This is a genomic window from Pinisolibacter sp. DMC19 (genome assembly GCF_056313985.1).
Map to the genome: position 1 here is coordinate 312,894 of NZ_JBQUZF010000005.1, position 16,359 is coordinate 329,252.

The following is a 16,359-nucleotide window of genomic DNA, read 5'->3' on the forward strand; positions in this document are numbered from 1 at the left end:
ATCGGATTTCCCATCAACCATCGACGAGGCGGGGCTTCTTCTCCAACACCGCCAGAACCCGCTCGAGGTCGTGGCCGCGCTTCAGGATGCGGCCGTGACCGTCGGTGACCGACCAGGCCCCCTGGCGGGCGGCGAGCTTCGGATCCTTGACGATGCGGTGGAGAGGCGTCTCGGCGGTGCGGCGGAAGACCGAGAAGACGGCGCGATCGGGCAGGTGATCGATGGCGTAGTCGCGCCACTCGCCGGCCGCCACCATCCGGCCGTAGACGTTGAGGATGGCCGTCAGTTCGCGCCGATCGAAGGTCACGTCACGCTTGCCGCCGCGGCCGGGGAAGTCGACGACGGCGGCGCCGAATTCCGTGGCGGACGCGGCCTGCGGCTGTCCATCGTCCATGGCGGCTCCTTCTGCCGGTTCGGATGAGATCAGGATGTGCGAGGCGGCGCCGGATGACAAGACGGTGACGCGCGACCCTCGCGGGCATTTGACGCGACGCGCGCGGCTCGCCACTGTCGCCGCCGATCCCATCGCCGACAGGACATCATGGCCGCTCTTCTCTCCGCCCGCCTCGCCGCCGCGCTCGCCGCAGTCCTCCTCCTCGCCGCGCCGGCCGTGGCCGAAGCCCCGGTCGCGCCGCCGACGTCGGGCAAGTCGAGCCTCACGCCGGCCGAGATCGAGACGCGGATCGACGGTCTCCTCGCGCGCATGACGCTCGAGGAGAAGATCGGCCAGATGTATCTCGGCGGCTGGGCCGACGACTTCGACGAGAAGGAGATCACCGCCGGCCGCATCGGCATCGTGTCGAGCGTCGACGTGCCCGAGGCCATGGCGCGCTATCAGAAGCTGGCGCGTGCCTCGCGCCTCGGCATTCCGCTGATCTTCGCCCGCGACGCGATCCACGGCTATCGCACGCTGACGCCGGTGCCGCTCGGCCTCGCCGCCACCTTCGACGGCGACGTGATCGAGGCGGCGGCGCGGGTGACCGGCGAGGAATCGGCCGCCGCCGGGCTCCACATGGTGCTCGGCCCGATGGTCGACCTGTCGCGCGACCCGCGCTGGGGCCGCGTCGTCGAGGGACCCGGCGAGGACGTCCATCTGGCGCAGCTCTTCGCCGCACGGACGGTGAAGGGCCTCGCCGCCGGTGGCGTCGCCGCGACGCTGAAGCATTTCGTCGGCTACGGCGCGGTGCGCGCCGGCAAGGACTATTCGGAGGCCGATCTCTCGACCCCGACGCTGCACGATTCCTATCTGCCGCCGTTCCGCGCCGGCCTCGCAGCCGGCGCCCAGATGGTGATGGCGGCCTTCTCGGTGCTGAACGGCGTGCCGGTGACGGCCGATCCCGCCATGCTGACCGACCTCCTGCGCCGCGACTGGGGTTTCGACGGCATCACCGTCTCCGACTGGGACGCGATCCGCGAGCTGCTCCCCCACGGCGTCGCCGCCGATCGCACCGAGGCGGTCTACAAGGCCGTCACGGCGGGCGTCGACGTCGACATGGCGAGCGGCCTCTATCCCGAGCAGCTGCCGGGGCTCGTCGCCTCCGGCCGAGTGCCGATGGCGCGGATCGACGAAGCGACACGCCGGGTGCTGCGGGTGAAGTTCCGCCTCGGCCTGTTCGAGCCGGCCGCCACACGCCCCGACGTCGATCCGGCGACGACCGCGGCGAAGTCGGCGACGCCGGCCCAGCGCGAGACCGCACGCGAGGCGGCGCGGCGCTCGATCGTGCTCCTGAAGAACGACAAGGACCTGCTGCCGCTCGATCATCCGCCGAAGAAGGTGGTGGTGGTCGGCGGAGCGGCGGCGGATGCCGGCGACTTCATGGGTGCCTGGGGCGCCATGGCGACCCGCGACGACGTCCCCCCCTTCCTCGACGACCTGACCAAGCGCTTCGGCGCGGCGGGCTCCAACGTCTCCTTCGTCCCGGGCTGCGACGACGCCTGCAAGACGACCGACGACTTCGCGGCAGCGGAAACGGCGGCGCGCGACGCCGACATGGTGATCGCGGTGCTGGGCGAGCCCTGGTACATGACGGCGGAATCGACCTCGCGCACCCGCCTCGGTCTGATCGGCCATCAGCAGGAACTCCTCGACCGCCTGTCGGCGACCGGCAAGCCGGTGGTGCTGGTGGTTCTCGCCGGCCGCGCCATGGTGATGACCGAGGCGCTGCCGAAGGCCGCGGCGGCGCTCTACGTCTTCTCGCCCGGCACGATGGGCGGGCCGGCGCTGGTCGACACGCTGATCGGCGCGAACAATCCCTCGGGTCGCCTGCCGATGAGCCTGCCGCGCGCGGTGGGGCAGATCCCGATCGCCTACGACGTGCTGCCGACCGGTCGGCCGTGGCGGCCGGACGACGATCTCGCCTCGCGCTACATGGACGAGGAGGTGACACCGCTCCTGCCCTTCGGCTTCGGCCTCTCCTATACGAGCTTCACCTATTCGGATCTGCGGCTCTCGGCGACGCAGGTTCCCCTCGACGGCACGGTGACGGCCGAGGTGACGGTGACCAACACCGGCAAGCGGCCGGGCCGCGAGATCGTCCAGCTCTATGTCCGCGACCCCGTCGCCTCGATGTCGCGGCCGGTCAAGCAGTTGAAGGGCATCGCGAAGGTCGATCTGGCGCCGGGCGAGGCGAAGCGGGTGGCGATCGCGGTGCCGGTCGCCGATCTCGGCTTCCACGACCGCGACGGCCACTATCGGGTCGAGCCGGGGCGGTTCGAGGTCGGCATGGGCGGATCGTCGGCGGTGGCGCTCGACGCGAGCTTCGAGGCGGTCGCCGCGACGACGTCGCCCTGACGCGCGGTTGGCAAGGGCCGGAAACATCTGCGATAGTCGGCCGACGACCCCTCTTCCGACGGACCCGTGGCCGCCCATGTTCGACACGTTGAAACGCGTCCTCTCCGACCTCGTCGCGCGCGAGCCCGACAGCACCTTCGCCGCCGACGACCCGCGCGTGGCGGTGGCGGCGCTGATGAGCCACGTCGTGGCGGTCGACGGCACGGTCAGTCCGGCCGAGCGGGCGCGCCTGCTCGAGGAACTGGCGGAACGCTACGGGCTGGCGCCCGACGTGGCGCACGAGATCGCCGAGGCCGGGCGGATGCGCGAGCTCGAGAGCGCGGCGCTGCAGAGCTTCACCGCCGGGCTCGAGCGCACGCTCGACATCACCGAACGCCGCGCGATCGTGACGTCGCTGTGGAAGCTCGCCTTCGCCGACGGCGAGGTGCACGAGTTCGAGGACAACGTGGTCTGGCGCATCGCCGACCTGCTCGGCGTGCCCAGCCACGAACGCACCGCGCTGCGCAAGGAAGTCCAGGCCGAAGTGGAGGCGGCGATCGAGGCGGCCCGACCCGCGGCCGAGGGGGCGCCGTGAACGACGATCCGCGTCTGCCCGTCCTGATCGTCCTGCATCAGGAGGCCTCGTCGCCGGGACGGATCGGCCAGATCCTGGAGCGGCGCGGCCACCGGCTCGACATCCGCCGCCCGCGCTTCGGCGATCCGTTGCCCAAGACGCTTTCCGGCCATGCCGGGGCGGTGATCTTCGGCGGCCCGATGAGCGCCAACGACGACGACGAGTGGATCCGCCGCGAGATCGACTGGATCGGCGTGCCGCTGAAGGAGGAGAAGCCCTTCCTCGGCGTCTGCCTCGGGGCGCAGATGATGGTGCGCCATCTCGGCGGCAGGGTGGAGAGCCACCCGCGCGGCGATCTCGAGGTCGGCTGGTTCCAGCTGAAGCCGACGGGCGAGGGGCGCACGATGATGTCGCGTTGGCCGACCGCGGTCTACCAGTGGCATCGCGAGGGCTTCCAGGTACCGGCCGACGCGCGGCTGCTCGCCACCGGCGAGGGCTTCCCGAATCAGGCGATCGGCGTCGGCGCCCGCGCCTACGGCATCCAGTTCCATCCGGAAGTGACGCTGGCGATGATGCATCGTTGGACGGTGCGGGCGCTCGACCGGATGATCGGCCCCGGCGTCCAGACGCGGCGCCAGCATTTCGACGGTCACGACCTGCACGACCGCCAGATGCGGCTGTGGGCCGAGCGCTTCCTCGATCTCTGGCTCGATCCGAAGCGTCGGGACCCCTGAGAGCCGGGCCCTCTTGAAAAGCGAAAGACCCCGCCGCCCGGGGGGAGGGGCGACGGGGCCGGTTCGTATCGTACCGTATGCGGATCTCAGGGGGGAACGGATCTCGCTTCAGGGCCGCTCGCGGACGGCTCCACCCTGGCACCCGACGAACGGCCGGGGGGATTGGGGGGGCTCGGGGTGGCGGTTCGTCACCAAGGTCGAAACCGTCCGCTGCGATGATTGCAATCTGACCGCCCAACGTGGCTCGCGCTTGACCGAATTGGGACGAAATTTCGGCGTCGATCACGAAATCCGGAGCGGGTGGAATCGCTTGGGGCGTCACGGGGTGCAGCCCTCGCCGTGACGCCCTCGCGCTTCGTCGAATTGACGCGAGGTCGCCGTCGTCTATCGTTCGAGACGCACGGCAAGCGGGTAGTATTCCAGTACCTCAGCCGTCGCGCGATTCGCCGTGACGCCGAGGGACACGAAACGCCGATGAACCGCATGCAGAGTGCACGCGACATGATCGACGCGATCGACCGCGAGGCGGTGGCGATCACGCCCCTGTCGCCGCGCGAGCGCGAGTGCCTGCAGTGGACGGCGGCGGGCAAGACCTCGTGGGAGATCGCCGCGATCCTGCGCCTGTCGCGCACCACCGCCGACGGCTACATCGCCTCGGCCACCCGCAAGCTCGGCGCCGTCAACCGCACCCAGGCGGTGGCGGAAGGCATCCGCCGCGGCGTGATCCTCTGATCGTCCGACTGCCAGCTCCATGCGGAGGCCCTTCATGCTGAGGTGCCCGACGCAGTCGGGCCTCGAAGCGCGAAGGGCCGTGTGGCACGGCCCGTCGTGGCTTCGCCCTTCGAGGCTCGCCGGCGCTCGCACCTCAGGGTGAAGCCGAACAGAGCAAGTGCGCCTGTGCGGGCTGCCCGGCCTCAAGCCGCGGCCGGATCGACGCGCTTTCGCCGCCGGGTGACGACCATCAGCGCCGAGGGTGTCACCACCAGCGTCAGGACGGTCGAGAAGGCGAGACCGAAGACGATGGCGTTCGACAGGTGGATCCACCACTGGGTCGAGGGCGCGCCGATCGTCGTCTCGTGCAGCAGCAGGTCGGGATTGACGCCGAAGGCGATCGGCAACACGCCGAGGATGGCGGTGACCGCGGTCAACACCACCGGCCGGGCACGTTCGCGGCAGGTCTCGAGCGCAGCGGCGCGCTTGTCCCAACCCTCCTCCATCAACCGGTCGAAGGTATCGATCAGCACGATGTTGTTGTTCACGACCACGCCGGCGAGCGCGATGATGCCGATGCCGCTCATCACCACCGAGAACGACAGCCCCTCCGCCATCAGGCCGAGGAAGACGCCGATGGTGGAGAAGACCACCGCCGACAGGACGAGCCCGACCGAGGTGAAACGGCCGAACTGGGCGAGCAGCACCGCGAAGATCAGGAAGAGCGCCGTGCCGAAGGCCTTGCCGAGGAAGGCGGAGGCCTTGCGGCGTTCCTCGTCCTCGCCCTTCAGCTTGAAGCGTATGCCGGGACCGAGATCGAGGGTCGAGAGCTCCTTGGTCACCGCCCCCTGCACGTCGGCCGCCTGGACGCCCTCGCGCAGGTTGGCCGAGACGGTGAGGACGCGTTCGCCGTCGACCCGGGTGAGCCGGCCGACGCGCTGGGCGGGTTTGCGCTCCATCACGTTGCCGATCGGCACGGCGCCGACCGGCGAGTTGATGCGCAACTCGTCGAGGGTGGCGAGCGTGCGGCGTTCCGGCGGGAAGCGCAGCACGATGTCGACCGAATCGGTCGTGTCCGAGGGGCGATACTCGGTCAGCTTCAACCCGTTGGTGACGAGTTGGACGGCCGAGCCGACCGTGCCGACCGAGACGCCGTATTTCGCCGCTTCGGAGCGCTTGACCTCGAGCCGCCAGTCGATGCCGGGGATCGGCCGGGCGTCGTCGATGTCGACGATCTCGCCGTGACGCGCCAGCATCGCCGCCACCTTGGCGGCGGCGGCCGGCAGGCTGTCGGGATCGGAGGCCGAGAGCTGCACCTGGATCGGCTTGCCGGTCGGGGGGCCGGCCTGCGGCTTGCGCGGCTCGACCTCGAGGCCGGGCATGTCGGCGGTGCGGGCGCGGATGTCCTCGAGCACGTCCTTGGCGGGCCGGCGTTCGCGCCAGTCGACCATCTCGAACTGGATCACGCCGACCACGTCCTCGGCGACGTCGCCGGCACCACCGCGTTGTTCGCCGACGCGGGTATAGACCCGCTTCAGCTCGGGCATGTCGAGCAGGCGCTTCTCGACGGCGGCGACGGCGAGGTTCTTCTCGAAGAGCGAGAGATTGCCGCGGGCATGGACGTGGACGAGGCCGTAGTCGGGCTCGACCTCGGGGAAGAAGATCACGCCGCTGCCGACCCGGCCGTAGACCTGCGGCACCAGCACCAGCAGCACCACGGCGAGCGCCAGCACGGTCTTGGGGTGATCGACGGCGCGGGTGACCACCGCCATGTACCAGCCGTCCTTCTTCGTCACCTCGTGCTTCGGCGGCCGGCCGAACAGCGAACCGAGCGTCGGCGTGAAGATCAGCGAGAAGATCAGCGATGCCGACAGCGTCGCGATCAGCGTGATCGGCATGTACTTCATGAACTCGCCGACGACGCCGGGCCAGAACAGCAGCGGCGAGAAGGCGGCGACGCGGGTGGCGGTCGCGGCGAAGACCGGCCCCGCCATGCGACGCGCCGCCAACCGATAGGCCGCTTCCGGTGCCATCCCCTCCTCCATCCGCCGCTCGGCGAATTCGGCGACGATGATGGCGTCGTCGACCAGCATGCCGACGGCGAGGATCAGCGAGAACAGCACGACGATGTTGACCGTCAGCCCCGCCAGCGACAGCCACAGGATGCCGAGCAGGAAGGACGTCGGGATGGCGAGGCCGATCATCGTCGAGGCGCGGAAGCCGAGCGACCACAGGATGACGACGAAGACCAGCAGCACGGCGATCAGCACCGAGTTCTGCAGATCGTCGAGCAGGCGGCGGATGTCGGTCGACTTGTCCTGCGAGAAGCCGACGTGGACGCCCTCCGGCAGCTTGGCGGCGAACTGGCCGGCGACCCATTTCACCGCGTCGACGGTCTCGATCAGGTTCGCGCCGGTGCGCTTGACCACTTCGATGGCGATGGCCTGGCGGCCGTCGATGCGGGTGATCGAGGTGGCGTCCTTGAAGGTGCGCTTGACCGAGGCGACCTCGAGCGCGCGGACGACGGCGTTGGATCCGGCGACGATCGGCAGATCGGCGATGTCGGCGAGGCCCTCGATCAGCGACGGCACCTTGACGGCGTAGCGGCCCTGGTCGCCCTCCAGCGTGCCGGCGGCGACGAGCTGGTTGGAGCCGTTGGCGACCGCCAGCAACTGGTCGAGCGAGACGCCGTAGCTCTCGAGCAGCATCGGGTCGACGACGATCTCGACGAGGTCGTCGCGGGCGCCCTGCAGGTCGGCGGAGAGAACGCCCGGTACCTGTTCGATCGCCTGCCTGAGCTCACGGGCGAGCCGCGTCAGCGTGCGTTCCGGCGCATCGCCCGACACCGTCACGACCAGGATCGGGAAGAGCGACAGGTTGACCTCGTGCACCGCGGGCTGATCGGCGGCGGACGGCAGATCGCGCTTGGCGTCGTCGACCTTGGCGCGCACGTCGGCGAGGGCTGCGGCGCTGTCGAAGCCGGCGTTGAACTCGAGCAGGACGAAGCCGCCGCCCTCGTAGGCCTGGCTCCGCATCTCCTTGACGTTGGTGACCGACTTCAGCTTGGTCTCGACCGGGCGCAGGAGCAGGCGCTCGCTGTCCTCCGGCGAGATGCCGCGCAGCGTGAGCTGGACGTAGACGATCGGGATGCGGACGTCGGGCTCCGCCTCCTTGGGGATCGAGACATAGGCGAAGCTGCCGGCGATCAGCGTGAAGATCAGGCAGACCAGCGTCAGCCGCCAGTTGCGGACAGCGGTGTCGACCGGGTTCATTCGACGCTCTCCGCCCGGACCCTGTCGCCGGTCTTGACGAACTCCTGACCGGCGACGATGACGCGGTCGGTCGGCTCGATGCCGGCGAGCCACAGGCCCTCGGGCGTGTCGTCGAGGATCTCGATCTTGCGGAACGCGACGGTGTCGTCCGGCGTCACCACGCGCACGCCGATGGCGCCGTCGTCGGCGAGGCTCAGCACCGAGCGCGGCAGGCGGGTCGCCGGCAGCTTCGCCGAGGCGAGAACGATCTCGGCGGTGAGGCCGGAGGCGATGGCGTTGCCGGGGTTCGGCGCCTCGACCTCGACACGGTAGGTGCGGGTCTTCTCGGCGGCGGCGCGCGAGACGTAGCTGACCTTGCCGGTCACGATCTTGCCCGAGACGAGGCGCACCTCGGCCGGCGCGCCGAGCGCGACGCGACCGACGGCGCGTTCCGACACCTCGCCGGCGACGACGATCGGGTCGAGCGCCAGGACGGTCGCGACCAGCTTGCCGTCGGCGATCGCCTGACCGCGCTCGACCGGGATCTGGTCGACGATGCCGGCGATCGGCGTCGTCAGCGTCTTCTTGTCGACCTCGACGCGGGCGAGTTCGAGGGCCGCGGCTGCGGCATCGACCGCGGCCTTGGACGAGCCGAGGTTGAGGCGCGGGCCGGCACCGGTCGCCGACAGGCGGCTCGCGGCCTCCCATTCGGCCTTGCGCTGTTCGAAGAGGGCTTCCGCCTGCCGCAGCGCGGCGGCGCGGCCCTCGTCGGCGAGGCGGGCGATCACCGTGCCGGCGGCGACGTCGGAGCCCTTGGGGACCGGCAGTTCCTCCACGATGCCGGGGCCGCGGGTGGTGACGGCGACGGTCTTGTTGGCCTCGGTCCGGCCGGAGACGACCAACAGGCGGGCATATTCGGTGACCTTGGCGGAAACGACGCCGACGCGGCGCGCGGTCTCCGCGACCTGACCCGCCTCGCGCGGCGCGGGCTTGCGCGAATCGGCGGTGCCGAAATGGCCGAGGAAGATCCAGCCGAGCATGGCCGCGAGCACGCCGGCCGCGGCGATCCGGTTGAGCGGCAGCCGGCGCAGGCGGGCGAACGGGGCGGAGAGACGGGCGAACAGGGACGTCATGGAACCTCCGGCAGGCGCGCGAGCGCTTCGACGTGCCGAGCGGCCGCCGCTTCCGAGAAACAACAGAAGATCACGTGCAGCGTCTCGAACCCGTGACGTTCGTCGCGGACCGTTCGAACCGCGATCTCGGCCGCCGCGGGGGCCGGATAGGCATAGACGCCGGTCGAGATCGCCGGGAAGGCGATCGAGGCGAGGCCGTGATCGCGCGCCAGCGCCATCGAACTGCGATAGGCCGAGGCGAGCAGGTCCGCCTCGCCCTCGCCGCCGCCGCGCCAGATCGGACCGACGGTGTGGATCACGTGGGCGGCCGGCAGGCGATGGCCGGCGGTGATGCGCGCCTCGCCGGTCGGGCAGCCGCCGAGCGCGCGGCATTCGGCGAGGAGGCCGGGGCCGGCGGCGCGGTGGATCGCCCCGTCGACACCGCCGCCGCCGAGCAGCGAGGTGTTGGCGGCATTGACGATCGCGTCGACGGCCAGCGTCGTGATGTCGGCGACCATCACTTCGTAGCGCGCGCCGTCGATCAGGCGCTCGTGGCGGAGGATCATGCGCGTCACCCCTCGTCGGACGATCGTCCGACACTTAAGGGCAGCCGATGGTCCGGTCGAGGGGTGGCGGCGGAAAAAGTGGCAATTCGTCGCGCCGAAACGGCGTACGACGTCCCGCGGTCCGGCGCCGCGTCGCATCAGCATTGGACGATGCCCACGACGTCGTCGATCGGCGCGCACGCCGCCGCTCCGCGTCGAGCCGACGATCTCGAAAAGTTGCATTGAACATCGAAGAATTTCGGATGCAGGCGCGGACGCGGCGAGATCTGAAAAGATCGATCCGACGTCCAAGTTGTCGGAGTCCGATCCGATCGAGACGCATGCGACTTCGCGACGATTACTATTCGTCGGCGACTCGGCTGAATTCGCGACGAATTCCGGTCTCCGACCGCGTTGATCTCGATCAAAGCGGAGTGCTTCGACTTCGCCCAACCAAGACGAGGGAGGCACGTGGGGTGCCTTGTTCTCGAAGCCGCCGACGGCTTCGTCTGGTTTCGGAGGATGCCCGAATGCTCAAGATCGCCGTGCTCGTATGGATCATGCTGGGGACGACGCTCGCCGGCATTGCGCTCACGCTCACCCTCACGGTGCCCGCGCTGCAGCCCAACGCGATGAAGCTCCTGCCGATCTTCTCGCTCGCCGGCTTCGTGATCGCCATTCCGGCCTCGGTCGTGGTCGCCAAGAAGATCCTGGCCCTGACCAAGGGCATGTGAGACGCAGAGAGACGCATGCGAAGGGGCGGGCCTCCGGTCGGAAGCCCGCCCCTCGTTCGTTTCCGCCGGTCGCCTTCAGGCGGCGCGGCGGTCGTCGGTCAGTTCGTGCAGCAGCCGATCGATCTCGGCGGCCAGACGATCGGCCTCGAGCGACAGCTCGCCGGCCAGTTCGCCGAGACCGGCGGCGGCGCCGTCCGTCTCCTCGGCGATCGCCGGCAGACGGCCGACGGCCTCGATGGATTCGCGCGTCGCCCCGGCCGAGCGCGCGAGGCTCTCGGTGATCTCGCGGGTGGCGACGTTCTGCTCCTCCACCGCGCCGGCGACGGCGGTCGAGAACGCGGTCATGGCGTCGATGGCCGTGCCGATCTCGCCGACGGCGGCGGAGACGTCGTGGCTGGTCGTCCGGATCTCGGTGATCTGCCGTTCGATCTCCTCGGTGGCCTTGGCGGTCTGACCGGCGAGGTTCTTCACCTCCGAGGCGACCACGGCGAAGCCGCGACCCGCCTCGCCGGCGCGCGCCGCCTCGATCGTGGCGTTGAGGGCGAGCAGATTGGTCTGTGAGGCGATGTCGGCGATCAGGCCCGAGATCTCGCCGATGCGGGCCGAGGCCAGCTCCAGCCGCCGGGTCACGTCGACCGCGGTGCGGGCGCGCTGCGTGGCCCGATCGGAGGCGTCGACCGACTGGGCGGTCTGCTGGGCGATCTCGGCGATCGACGAGGACAGTTCGCCGACGGCGTCGACCACCACGCCGTTGTCGGCGGTGACCGCGTCGAGCCCGCGGATGGCTTCGTCGAGGCCGCGCCGGGTGCCGGCGGCGTTGCGCGAGACGACGTCGATGCGACCGTCGATGCGATGCGCGACGTCGCTCAGCTTCGAGACGATGGAGCCGACCGACCAGCGGATCTTGTCGGCGATGCCCCCCATGGCGCGGCGCTCCCGCTCGATCATCTCGCGACGGCGCTCGTCGGAGTTGGCCGCGGCGATCCGCTCGATGGTCCGATCGCGGAAATGGGCGACGGCCCGGGCGATCTGGGCGATCTCGTCGCGGCCCTCGGCCAGTTCGATCGGCGCGTTCAGGTCCTCGTTGCCGAGCAGGCGGATACGGGCGTCGAGCGCGTCGATGTCGCGGATGATCGAGCGCGAGGCGAAGAGCGCGGCGGCCAGCGCCAGGACGGTGACGCCGAAGGCGATCGACAGCATCACGATCAGGGTCGAGCGGAAGCCGGCGATGCGCACGGCGAGCAGGCGGTCGAGCTCGCCGGCCGACGCCTTCCACAGCGCGTCGGCGGTGGAGCGGACGGCCTCGGCCGAGCGGACGACCGGCGCGATGTCGACGCCGTCGCGGTTTCCGTCCTCGCGCAGCGCGCGGCCGACCTTGTCGACGGCCTCGCGGAAGGCGGCGGACGCGTCGGAGAAGCGGGCGAGCGGGTCGGTCAGCGCGGTCTTCAGCGAGCCGTCGGCATTGCCGCGCCAGGCCGAGGCGAGATTGGAGGCGACACCGTCGGAGGCGGCGACGAAGGCGCCGAGGCGGACCATCAGGTCGGCCTTCTGGTCGTCGCTCAACGTGGCGGTCGCCTTCTGGGCGCGGACCATGGCGAGCAGGACCGACGACTGGTCGAGCGCCTCGGGCAGCTTCACCGTGATGCTGTCCTGCACGTAGTAGCTGTCGAGATCGGGATCGAGCGTCAGGTTCGAGCCGTCGGCGACCTTGGCGCCGAGCTCGCGGGCGGCGGCGATCAGGCTCTCGACCTGCGGGTCGCGCCCGGCGGAACCGAGGGCGACCAGCGCCTTCGACAGGGAGGACGAGGCCTCGGCGGACCCCATCGCGTCGTCGAACCGGCGTGCCCGGTCGACGAAGGCGGCGGTGTCGGATCGGCCGGCGAGCGGCGCGCGATCGATCGAGGCGGCGTCCATCAGGATCGGCCAGACCGCCTGGAGATAGACGACGCCGTCACTCTCCTTGGCGGCGAAGGTCATGTCCTTGCGGCTCTGGGCGAAGAACAGCCAGGCCAGGAGGACGATCGGCACGACGAGCAGCGCCACGATGCCGGCGAGCTTGTGGCGGATGGCGAGCGACGGCATGGGAAATCCCGTTTTACGTGAATTTCCCCAACGTAAGAATCGGATGGTTAAATTTTACCAAAGCCATTCGTCGTTCTGCGCGTTCGACGCGAGAATGGCCCATGACGGAATGACGCACCCGGCGGCGGAGGGCCACCGGGTGCGTCGCCGGATGCGTGCGGTATCGCTGCGCGTCAGCGCTGGACGACGACCGGGGTGCCGATCGCGACGCGGTCGAACAGCTCGACCACGTCCTCGTTGAACATGCGGATGCAGCCGTAGGAGGCCCGCGTTCCGATCGATTCGCGGCGATTGGTGCCGTGGATGGCGTATTGGCCGTGGGCGAGCACCATGGCGCGGGGGCCGAGCGGGTTGTTCGGGCCCGGCGGGATCAGATCCGGCAGGGACGGCTTGTCGCGCTTGACCTCTTCCGGCGGACCCCAGATCGGGTTCACTTCCTTGCGGGCGACGTGGGTCTGGCCTTCCCACTCCTTGCCCGGACGGCCGACGGCGACCGTGTAGCGGACGGCCTGACCGCCGCCGAGCATGTAGTAGAGACGGCGCTCGGAGGTCTTGACCACGATCGTCCCGGCCTGGAAGCCGCCGTCCACGGCGACCAGCTCGCGCGCACTCGCGCCCGAGGCCGCGAAGGCGGACAGCGCGAAGGCGGAAGCGACGACGGCCCCCAGCATCTTCGATGATTTCATCACGCAATACTCCCCTCATCCCGTCGAGCGATCGACGATGGGAGAGTCTTGCCAGAGACGTGTTGAATTTTCGGAAGAATCTTCGGTTTACGAATCCTTTGAGCGTGAAGTGAAGTCTCGTCGTCGCGGCAAGGATCCGTAAACCATGGCGGTTCACCCGAACCGATACGGAACCGGTGGACACCCTCCCGATCATCTCGTAGAGATTGCATCTTCAGAAGACACACTGATTTCGAGGGGGCATCCATGCGGTATGACGATGCGTCATGGCACTATGGCGGACGAGGATTTCCGCCCGATCAGCCCCAATCCGCCGCCGGCGTGCACATCGCGTTCTATGTGGCTTGGGCGGTCCTCCGCCAGATGGCTGGCGAAGTGTTCGAGGAAGACGCCGATCTCCTTTCGCGATTTCGAGATCGACTGTTGCCACCTGACGAGATGTATCGAGTCTGGTGCGATGAAAAATTTGCCACTCAGGATTTAAATCCCGAGGCCGCGGCGTTCACATCCCAATATTATGCATCAGAAGACGGACGAACTCTATCGCCTGGCTATTTCGACGATTATGAAACGACATTCTCACACTACGCATCCATATACGAGGTTGTTTGTAGTTGGGCCAATTTCGACATGATTGCTGACGTCATTGATCGACGCTTTTCCGATTGGCGGAAAGGCATCCGGAAGTGACTCTGGCGCCACGCGAAAGGGCCCCGGATCGCTCCGGGGCCCTCGCGTCGCTCCCTTGCCGCCAGGGTCAGTGGCGGTTCTGGCGATTTTCGATCAGGTCGTCGACGACGGTCGGATCGGCCAGCGTCGAGGTGTCGCCCAGGCTGTCGAAGCTGTCCTCGGCGATCTTGCGCAGGATGCGGCGCATGATCTTGCCCGAGCGGGTCTTCGGCAGGCCCGGCGAGAACTGGATCAGATCCGGCGAGGCGATCGGGCCGATCTCCTTGCGGACCCAGGCGACCAGCTCCTTGCGCAGCGTCTCGGTCGGCTCCTCGCCGGTCATCAGCGTGACGTAGGCGTAGATGCCCTGGCCCTTGAGGTCGTGCGGATAGCCGACCACCGCGGCCTCGGCGACCTTCGGGTGGGCGACCAGCGCCGACTCGACTTCCGCCGTGCCCATGCGATGGCCCGAGACGTTGATGACGTCGTCGACGCGGCCGGTGATCCAGTAGTAGCCGTCGGCGTCGCGGCGGCAGCCGTCACCGGTGAAGTACATGCCCTTGTAGGTCGAGAAGTAGGTCTGCACGAAGCGCTCGTGATCGCCGTAGACCGTGCGCATCTGACCCGGCCAGCTGTCGAGGATGACGAGGTTGCCCTCGGTCGCGCCCTCGAGGATGTTGCCCTCGGCATCGACGATCGCCGGCTGGATGCCGAAAAACGGACGGGTGGCCGAACCCGGCTTCAGAGCGGTCGCGCCCGGCAGCGGCGTGATCAGGATGCCGCCGGTCTCGGTCTGCCACCAGGTGTCGACGATCGGGCAACGCTCGTCGCCGACCACGCGGTGGTACCAGATCCAGGCTTCCGGATTGATCGGCTCGCCGACGGACCCGAGGATGCGCAGCGACTTGCGCGAGGTCTTCTTCACCAGCTCCTCGCCGGCGCCCATCAGCGAGCGGATGGCGGTCGGCGCGGTGTAGAAGATGTTGACCTTGTGCTTGTCGACGACGTCCCAGAAGCGCGAGGCCGACGGGTAGGTCGGGATGCCCTCGAACATCAGCGAGGTCGCGCCGTTGGCGAGCGGGCCATAGACGATGTAGCTGTGGCCGGTGACCCAACCCACGTCCGCGGTGCACCAGTAGATCTCGCCCGGGTGATAGTCGAAGACGTACTGATGCGTCATCGAGGCGTAGACGAGATAGCCGCCGGTGCAGTGCTGCACGCCCTTCGGCTTGCCGGTCGAACCCGAGGTGTAGAGGATGAACAGCGGATCTTCGGCGTTCATCGGGGTGGGCGGGCAGTCGGTCGAGACCTTGGCGGCCTCCTCGTCGTAGTAGAAGTCGCGGCCGACCTTCATCTCGACGGCGCCGCCGGTGCGACGCACCACCAGGACCGACTTCACGCCCGGCAGGTTGGCGCAGGCCGCGTCGACGTTGGCCTTCAGCGGCACCTTGCGGCCACCGCGCAGACCTTCGTCGGCGCAGATGACGACCTTGCTGTCGCAATCCTCGATGCGGCCGGCGAGGCTGTCCGGCGAGAAGCCGCCGAAGACGATCGAATGGATGGCGCCGACGCGGGCGCAGGCGAGCATCGCGTAGGCCGCTTCCGGGATCATCGGCAGGTAGATGGTGACGCGGTCACCCTTCTTCACGCCGTGCGCCTTGAGCACGTTGGCGAACTTGGAGACCTCGTCCTTCAGCTGGCCGTAGGTGATCTTCTTGTCGTCGTTCGGATCGTCGCCTTCCCAGATGATCGCGACCTTGTCCGGCGTGGCGGCGGCGTGACGATCGACGCAGTTGTAGGAGACGTTGAGCTCGCCGTCCTCGTACCACTTGATCGACACGTTGTGCGGGTCGTAGGTCGTGTTCTTCACCTTGATGTAGGGCTTCGACCAGTCGAGACGCTTGCCCTGCTCGCCCCAGAACCCTTCGGGATCCTTCACCGACTGCTCGTACATCGCCTTGTACTTGGCGTCGTCGACGAGCGCGGCGGCAGCGATCGCGCCGGGCACCGGATACACGTTGTCGGACATGGATTGAACCTCCCTTGGATTTCGATCTCTTGTTTCGGGGGGCGGACGGCCGCGCACGCGGGTGCGACGAGTTGTCCTCCCCTTCTCCCGGCCGGCATTATGCGACATCCCATCCGTGCGTCTACGAGGGTGGCGGCAGACTTTGGTCGAGATCGCCCCCGAAAAACCCGTGTTTCGCCAGTGCAGCGCGTCGGAAGATAGTCTCATCGACCTCGGTCGGGGGGCACGCCGACGATGGCGACGGCGGATTCGCGGCGCTCTACTGCGGCTCGTTTCGTATGCCGGCGAAGCGTGGCGCTCGAATGCCTCGGGTTGACGTATTGGGCAATATCAATATTGCGGTGCAGCAAGATTTCGGGGCGCCACGACGAGCGGTGTCGCGAAACGGCATCGCTCCTTCGGGATCGTGCGGCCGGGGTGCCCGCATGAAGGGAATTTCATTTGTTGGCGTGGCGCCGGCCG

13 protein-coding genes are annotated in these 16,359 nt (G+C 68.8%); 6 read left to right on the top strand and 7 right to left on the bottom strand.

From position 1 onward, the window contains the following. Positions 1-13: 13 nt before the first annotated feature. Positions 14-394, bottom strand: coding sequence for a DUF2794 domain-containing protein (locus ACT53U_RS14710; RefSeq protein WP_476156269.1), 381 nt, complete (start codon positions 392-394; stop codon positions 14-16). 147 nt (positions 395-541) lie between these two features. On the opposite strand from ACT53U_RS14710, the gene ACT53U_RS14715 reads away from it, so the two are divergent. From ACT53U_RS14715 to ACT53U_RS14730, 4 genes are all read left to right on the top strand, one after another. Further along, positions 542-2,791, top strand: a complete 2,250-nt coding sequence (locus ACT53U_RS14715) for a glycoside hydrolase family 3 N-terminal domain-containing protein (RefSeq protein WP_476156271.1) — start codon at positions 542-544, stop codon at positions 2,789-2,791. A 76-nt stretch (positions 2,792-2,867) separates the two neighbouring features. Beyond that, positions 2,868-3,365 carry a tellurite resistance TerB family protein gene (locus ACT53U_RS14720; RefSeq protein ID WP_476156273.1) on the top strand — a complete coding sequence of 166 codons (498 nt, stop codon included), beginning with the start codon at positions 2,868-2,870 and terminating at the stop codon, positions 3,363-3,365. Beyond that, on the top strand, positions 3,362-4,078 hold the full coding sequence (locus tag ACT53U_RS14725) for a glutamine amidotransferase (RefSeq protein ID WP_476156274.1): 717 nt from the start codon (positions 3,362-3,364) through the stop codon (positions 4,076-4,078). Before ACT53U_RS14720 ends, ACT53U_RS14725 begins: the two co-directional genes overlap by 4 nt. Before the next feature lie 483 nt (positions 4,079-4,561). Further along, the gene (locus tag ACT53U_RS14730) at positions 4,562-4,810 is read left to right on the top strand and encodes a LuxR C-terminal-related transcriptional regulator (protein WP_476156275.1); all 249 of its coding nucleotides are present in this window, start codon (positions 4,562-4,564) and stop codon (positions 4,808-4,810) included. A 182-nt stretch (positions 4,811-4,992) separates the two neighbouring features. Here ACT53U_RS14730 and ACT53U_RS14735 read toward each other — a convergent pair whose 3' ends face one another. From ACT53U_RS14735 to ACT53U_RS14745, 3 genes are read right to left on the bottom strand one after another with little or no spacing between them, the layout of a single operon-like run. Continuing rightward, on the bottom strand, positions 4,993-8,061 hold the full coding sequence (locus tag ACT53U_RS14735; RefSeq protein ID WP_476156279.1) for an efflux RND transporter permease subunit: 3,069 nt from the start codon (positions 8,059-8,061) through the stop codon (positions 4,993-4,995). Further along, a complete protein-coding gene (locus tag ACT53U_RS14740; protein ID WP_476156280.1) occupies positions 8,058-9,173 on the bottom strand; it encodes an efflux RND transporter periplasmic adaptor subunit in 1,116 nt (371 codons plus the stop codon). Before ACT53U_RS14740 ends, ACT53U_RS14735 begins: the two co-directional genes overlap by 4 nt. Then, a complete protein-coding gene (locus tag ACT53U_RS14745; RefSeq protein ID WP_476156282.1) occupies positions 9,170-9,718 on the bottom strand; it encodes an O-acetyl-ADP-ribose deacetylase in 549 nt (182 codons plus the stop codon). The genes ACT53U_RS14740 and ACT53U_RS14745 overlap by 4 nt, the downstream gene beginning before the upstream one ends. Before the next feature lie 509 nt (positions 9,719-10,227). On the opposite strand from ACT53U_RS14745, the gene ACT53U_RS14750 reads away from it, so the two are divergent. After that, on the top strand, positions 10,228-10,431 hold the full coding sequence (locus ACT53U_RS14750; protein WP_476156284.1) for a hypothetical protein: 204 nt from the start codon (positions 10,228-10,230) through the stop codon (positions 10,429-10,431). 75 nt (positions 10,432-10,506) lie between these two features. On the opposite strand, the gene ACT53U_RS14755 is transcribed toward ACT53U_RS14750, so the two are convergent. Together ACT53U_RS14755 and ACT53U_RS14760 are read right to left on the bottom strand one after the other, a co-directional pair. Beyond that, complete coding sequence (locus tag ACT53U_RS14755) at positions 10,507-12,513, bottom strand: methyl-accepting chemotaxis protein (RefSeq protein WP_476156285.1); 2,007 nt, start codon at positions 12,511-12,513, stop codon at positions 10,507-10,509. Between the two features lie 173 nt (positions 12,514-12,686). Continuing rightward, on the bottom strand, positions 12,687-13,199 hold the full coding sequence (locus tag ACT53U_RS14760; RefSeq protein WP_476156286.1) for a L,D-transpeptidase: 513 nt from the start codon (positions 13,197-13,199) through the stop codon (positions 12,687-12,689). A gap of 246 nt (positions 13,200-13,445) precedes the next feature. Here ACT53U_RS14760 and ACT53U_RS14765 point away from each other — a divergent pair, with 246 nt between their 5' ends. Then, the gene (locus tag ACT53U_RS14765) at positions 13,446-13,889 is read left to right on the top strand and encodes a DUF7832 domain-containing protein (protein WP_476156287.1); all 444 of its coding nucleotides are present in this window, start codon (positions 13,446-13,448) and stop codon (positions 13,887-13,889) included. A 67-nt stretch (positions 13,890-13,956) separates the two neighbouring features. Here the strand turns inward: ACT53U_RS14765 and acs are convergent, their stop codons facing one another. Continuing rightward, positions 13,957-15,897: an acetate--CoA ligase gene (acs, locus tag ACT53U_RS14770; protein WP_476156288.1), complete on the bottom strand. Its 1,941-nt coding sequence runs from the start codon at positions 15,895-15,897 to the stop codon at positions 13,957-13,959. Positions 15,898-16,359 lie beyond the last annotated feature (462 nt).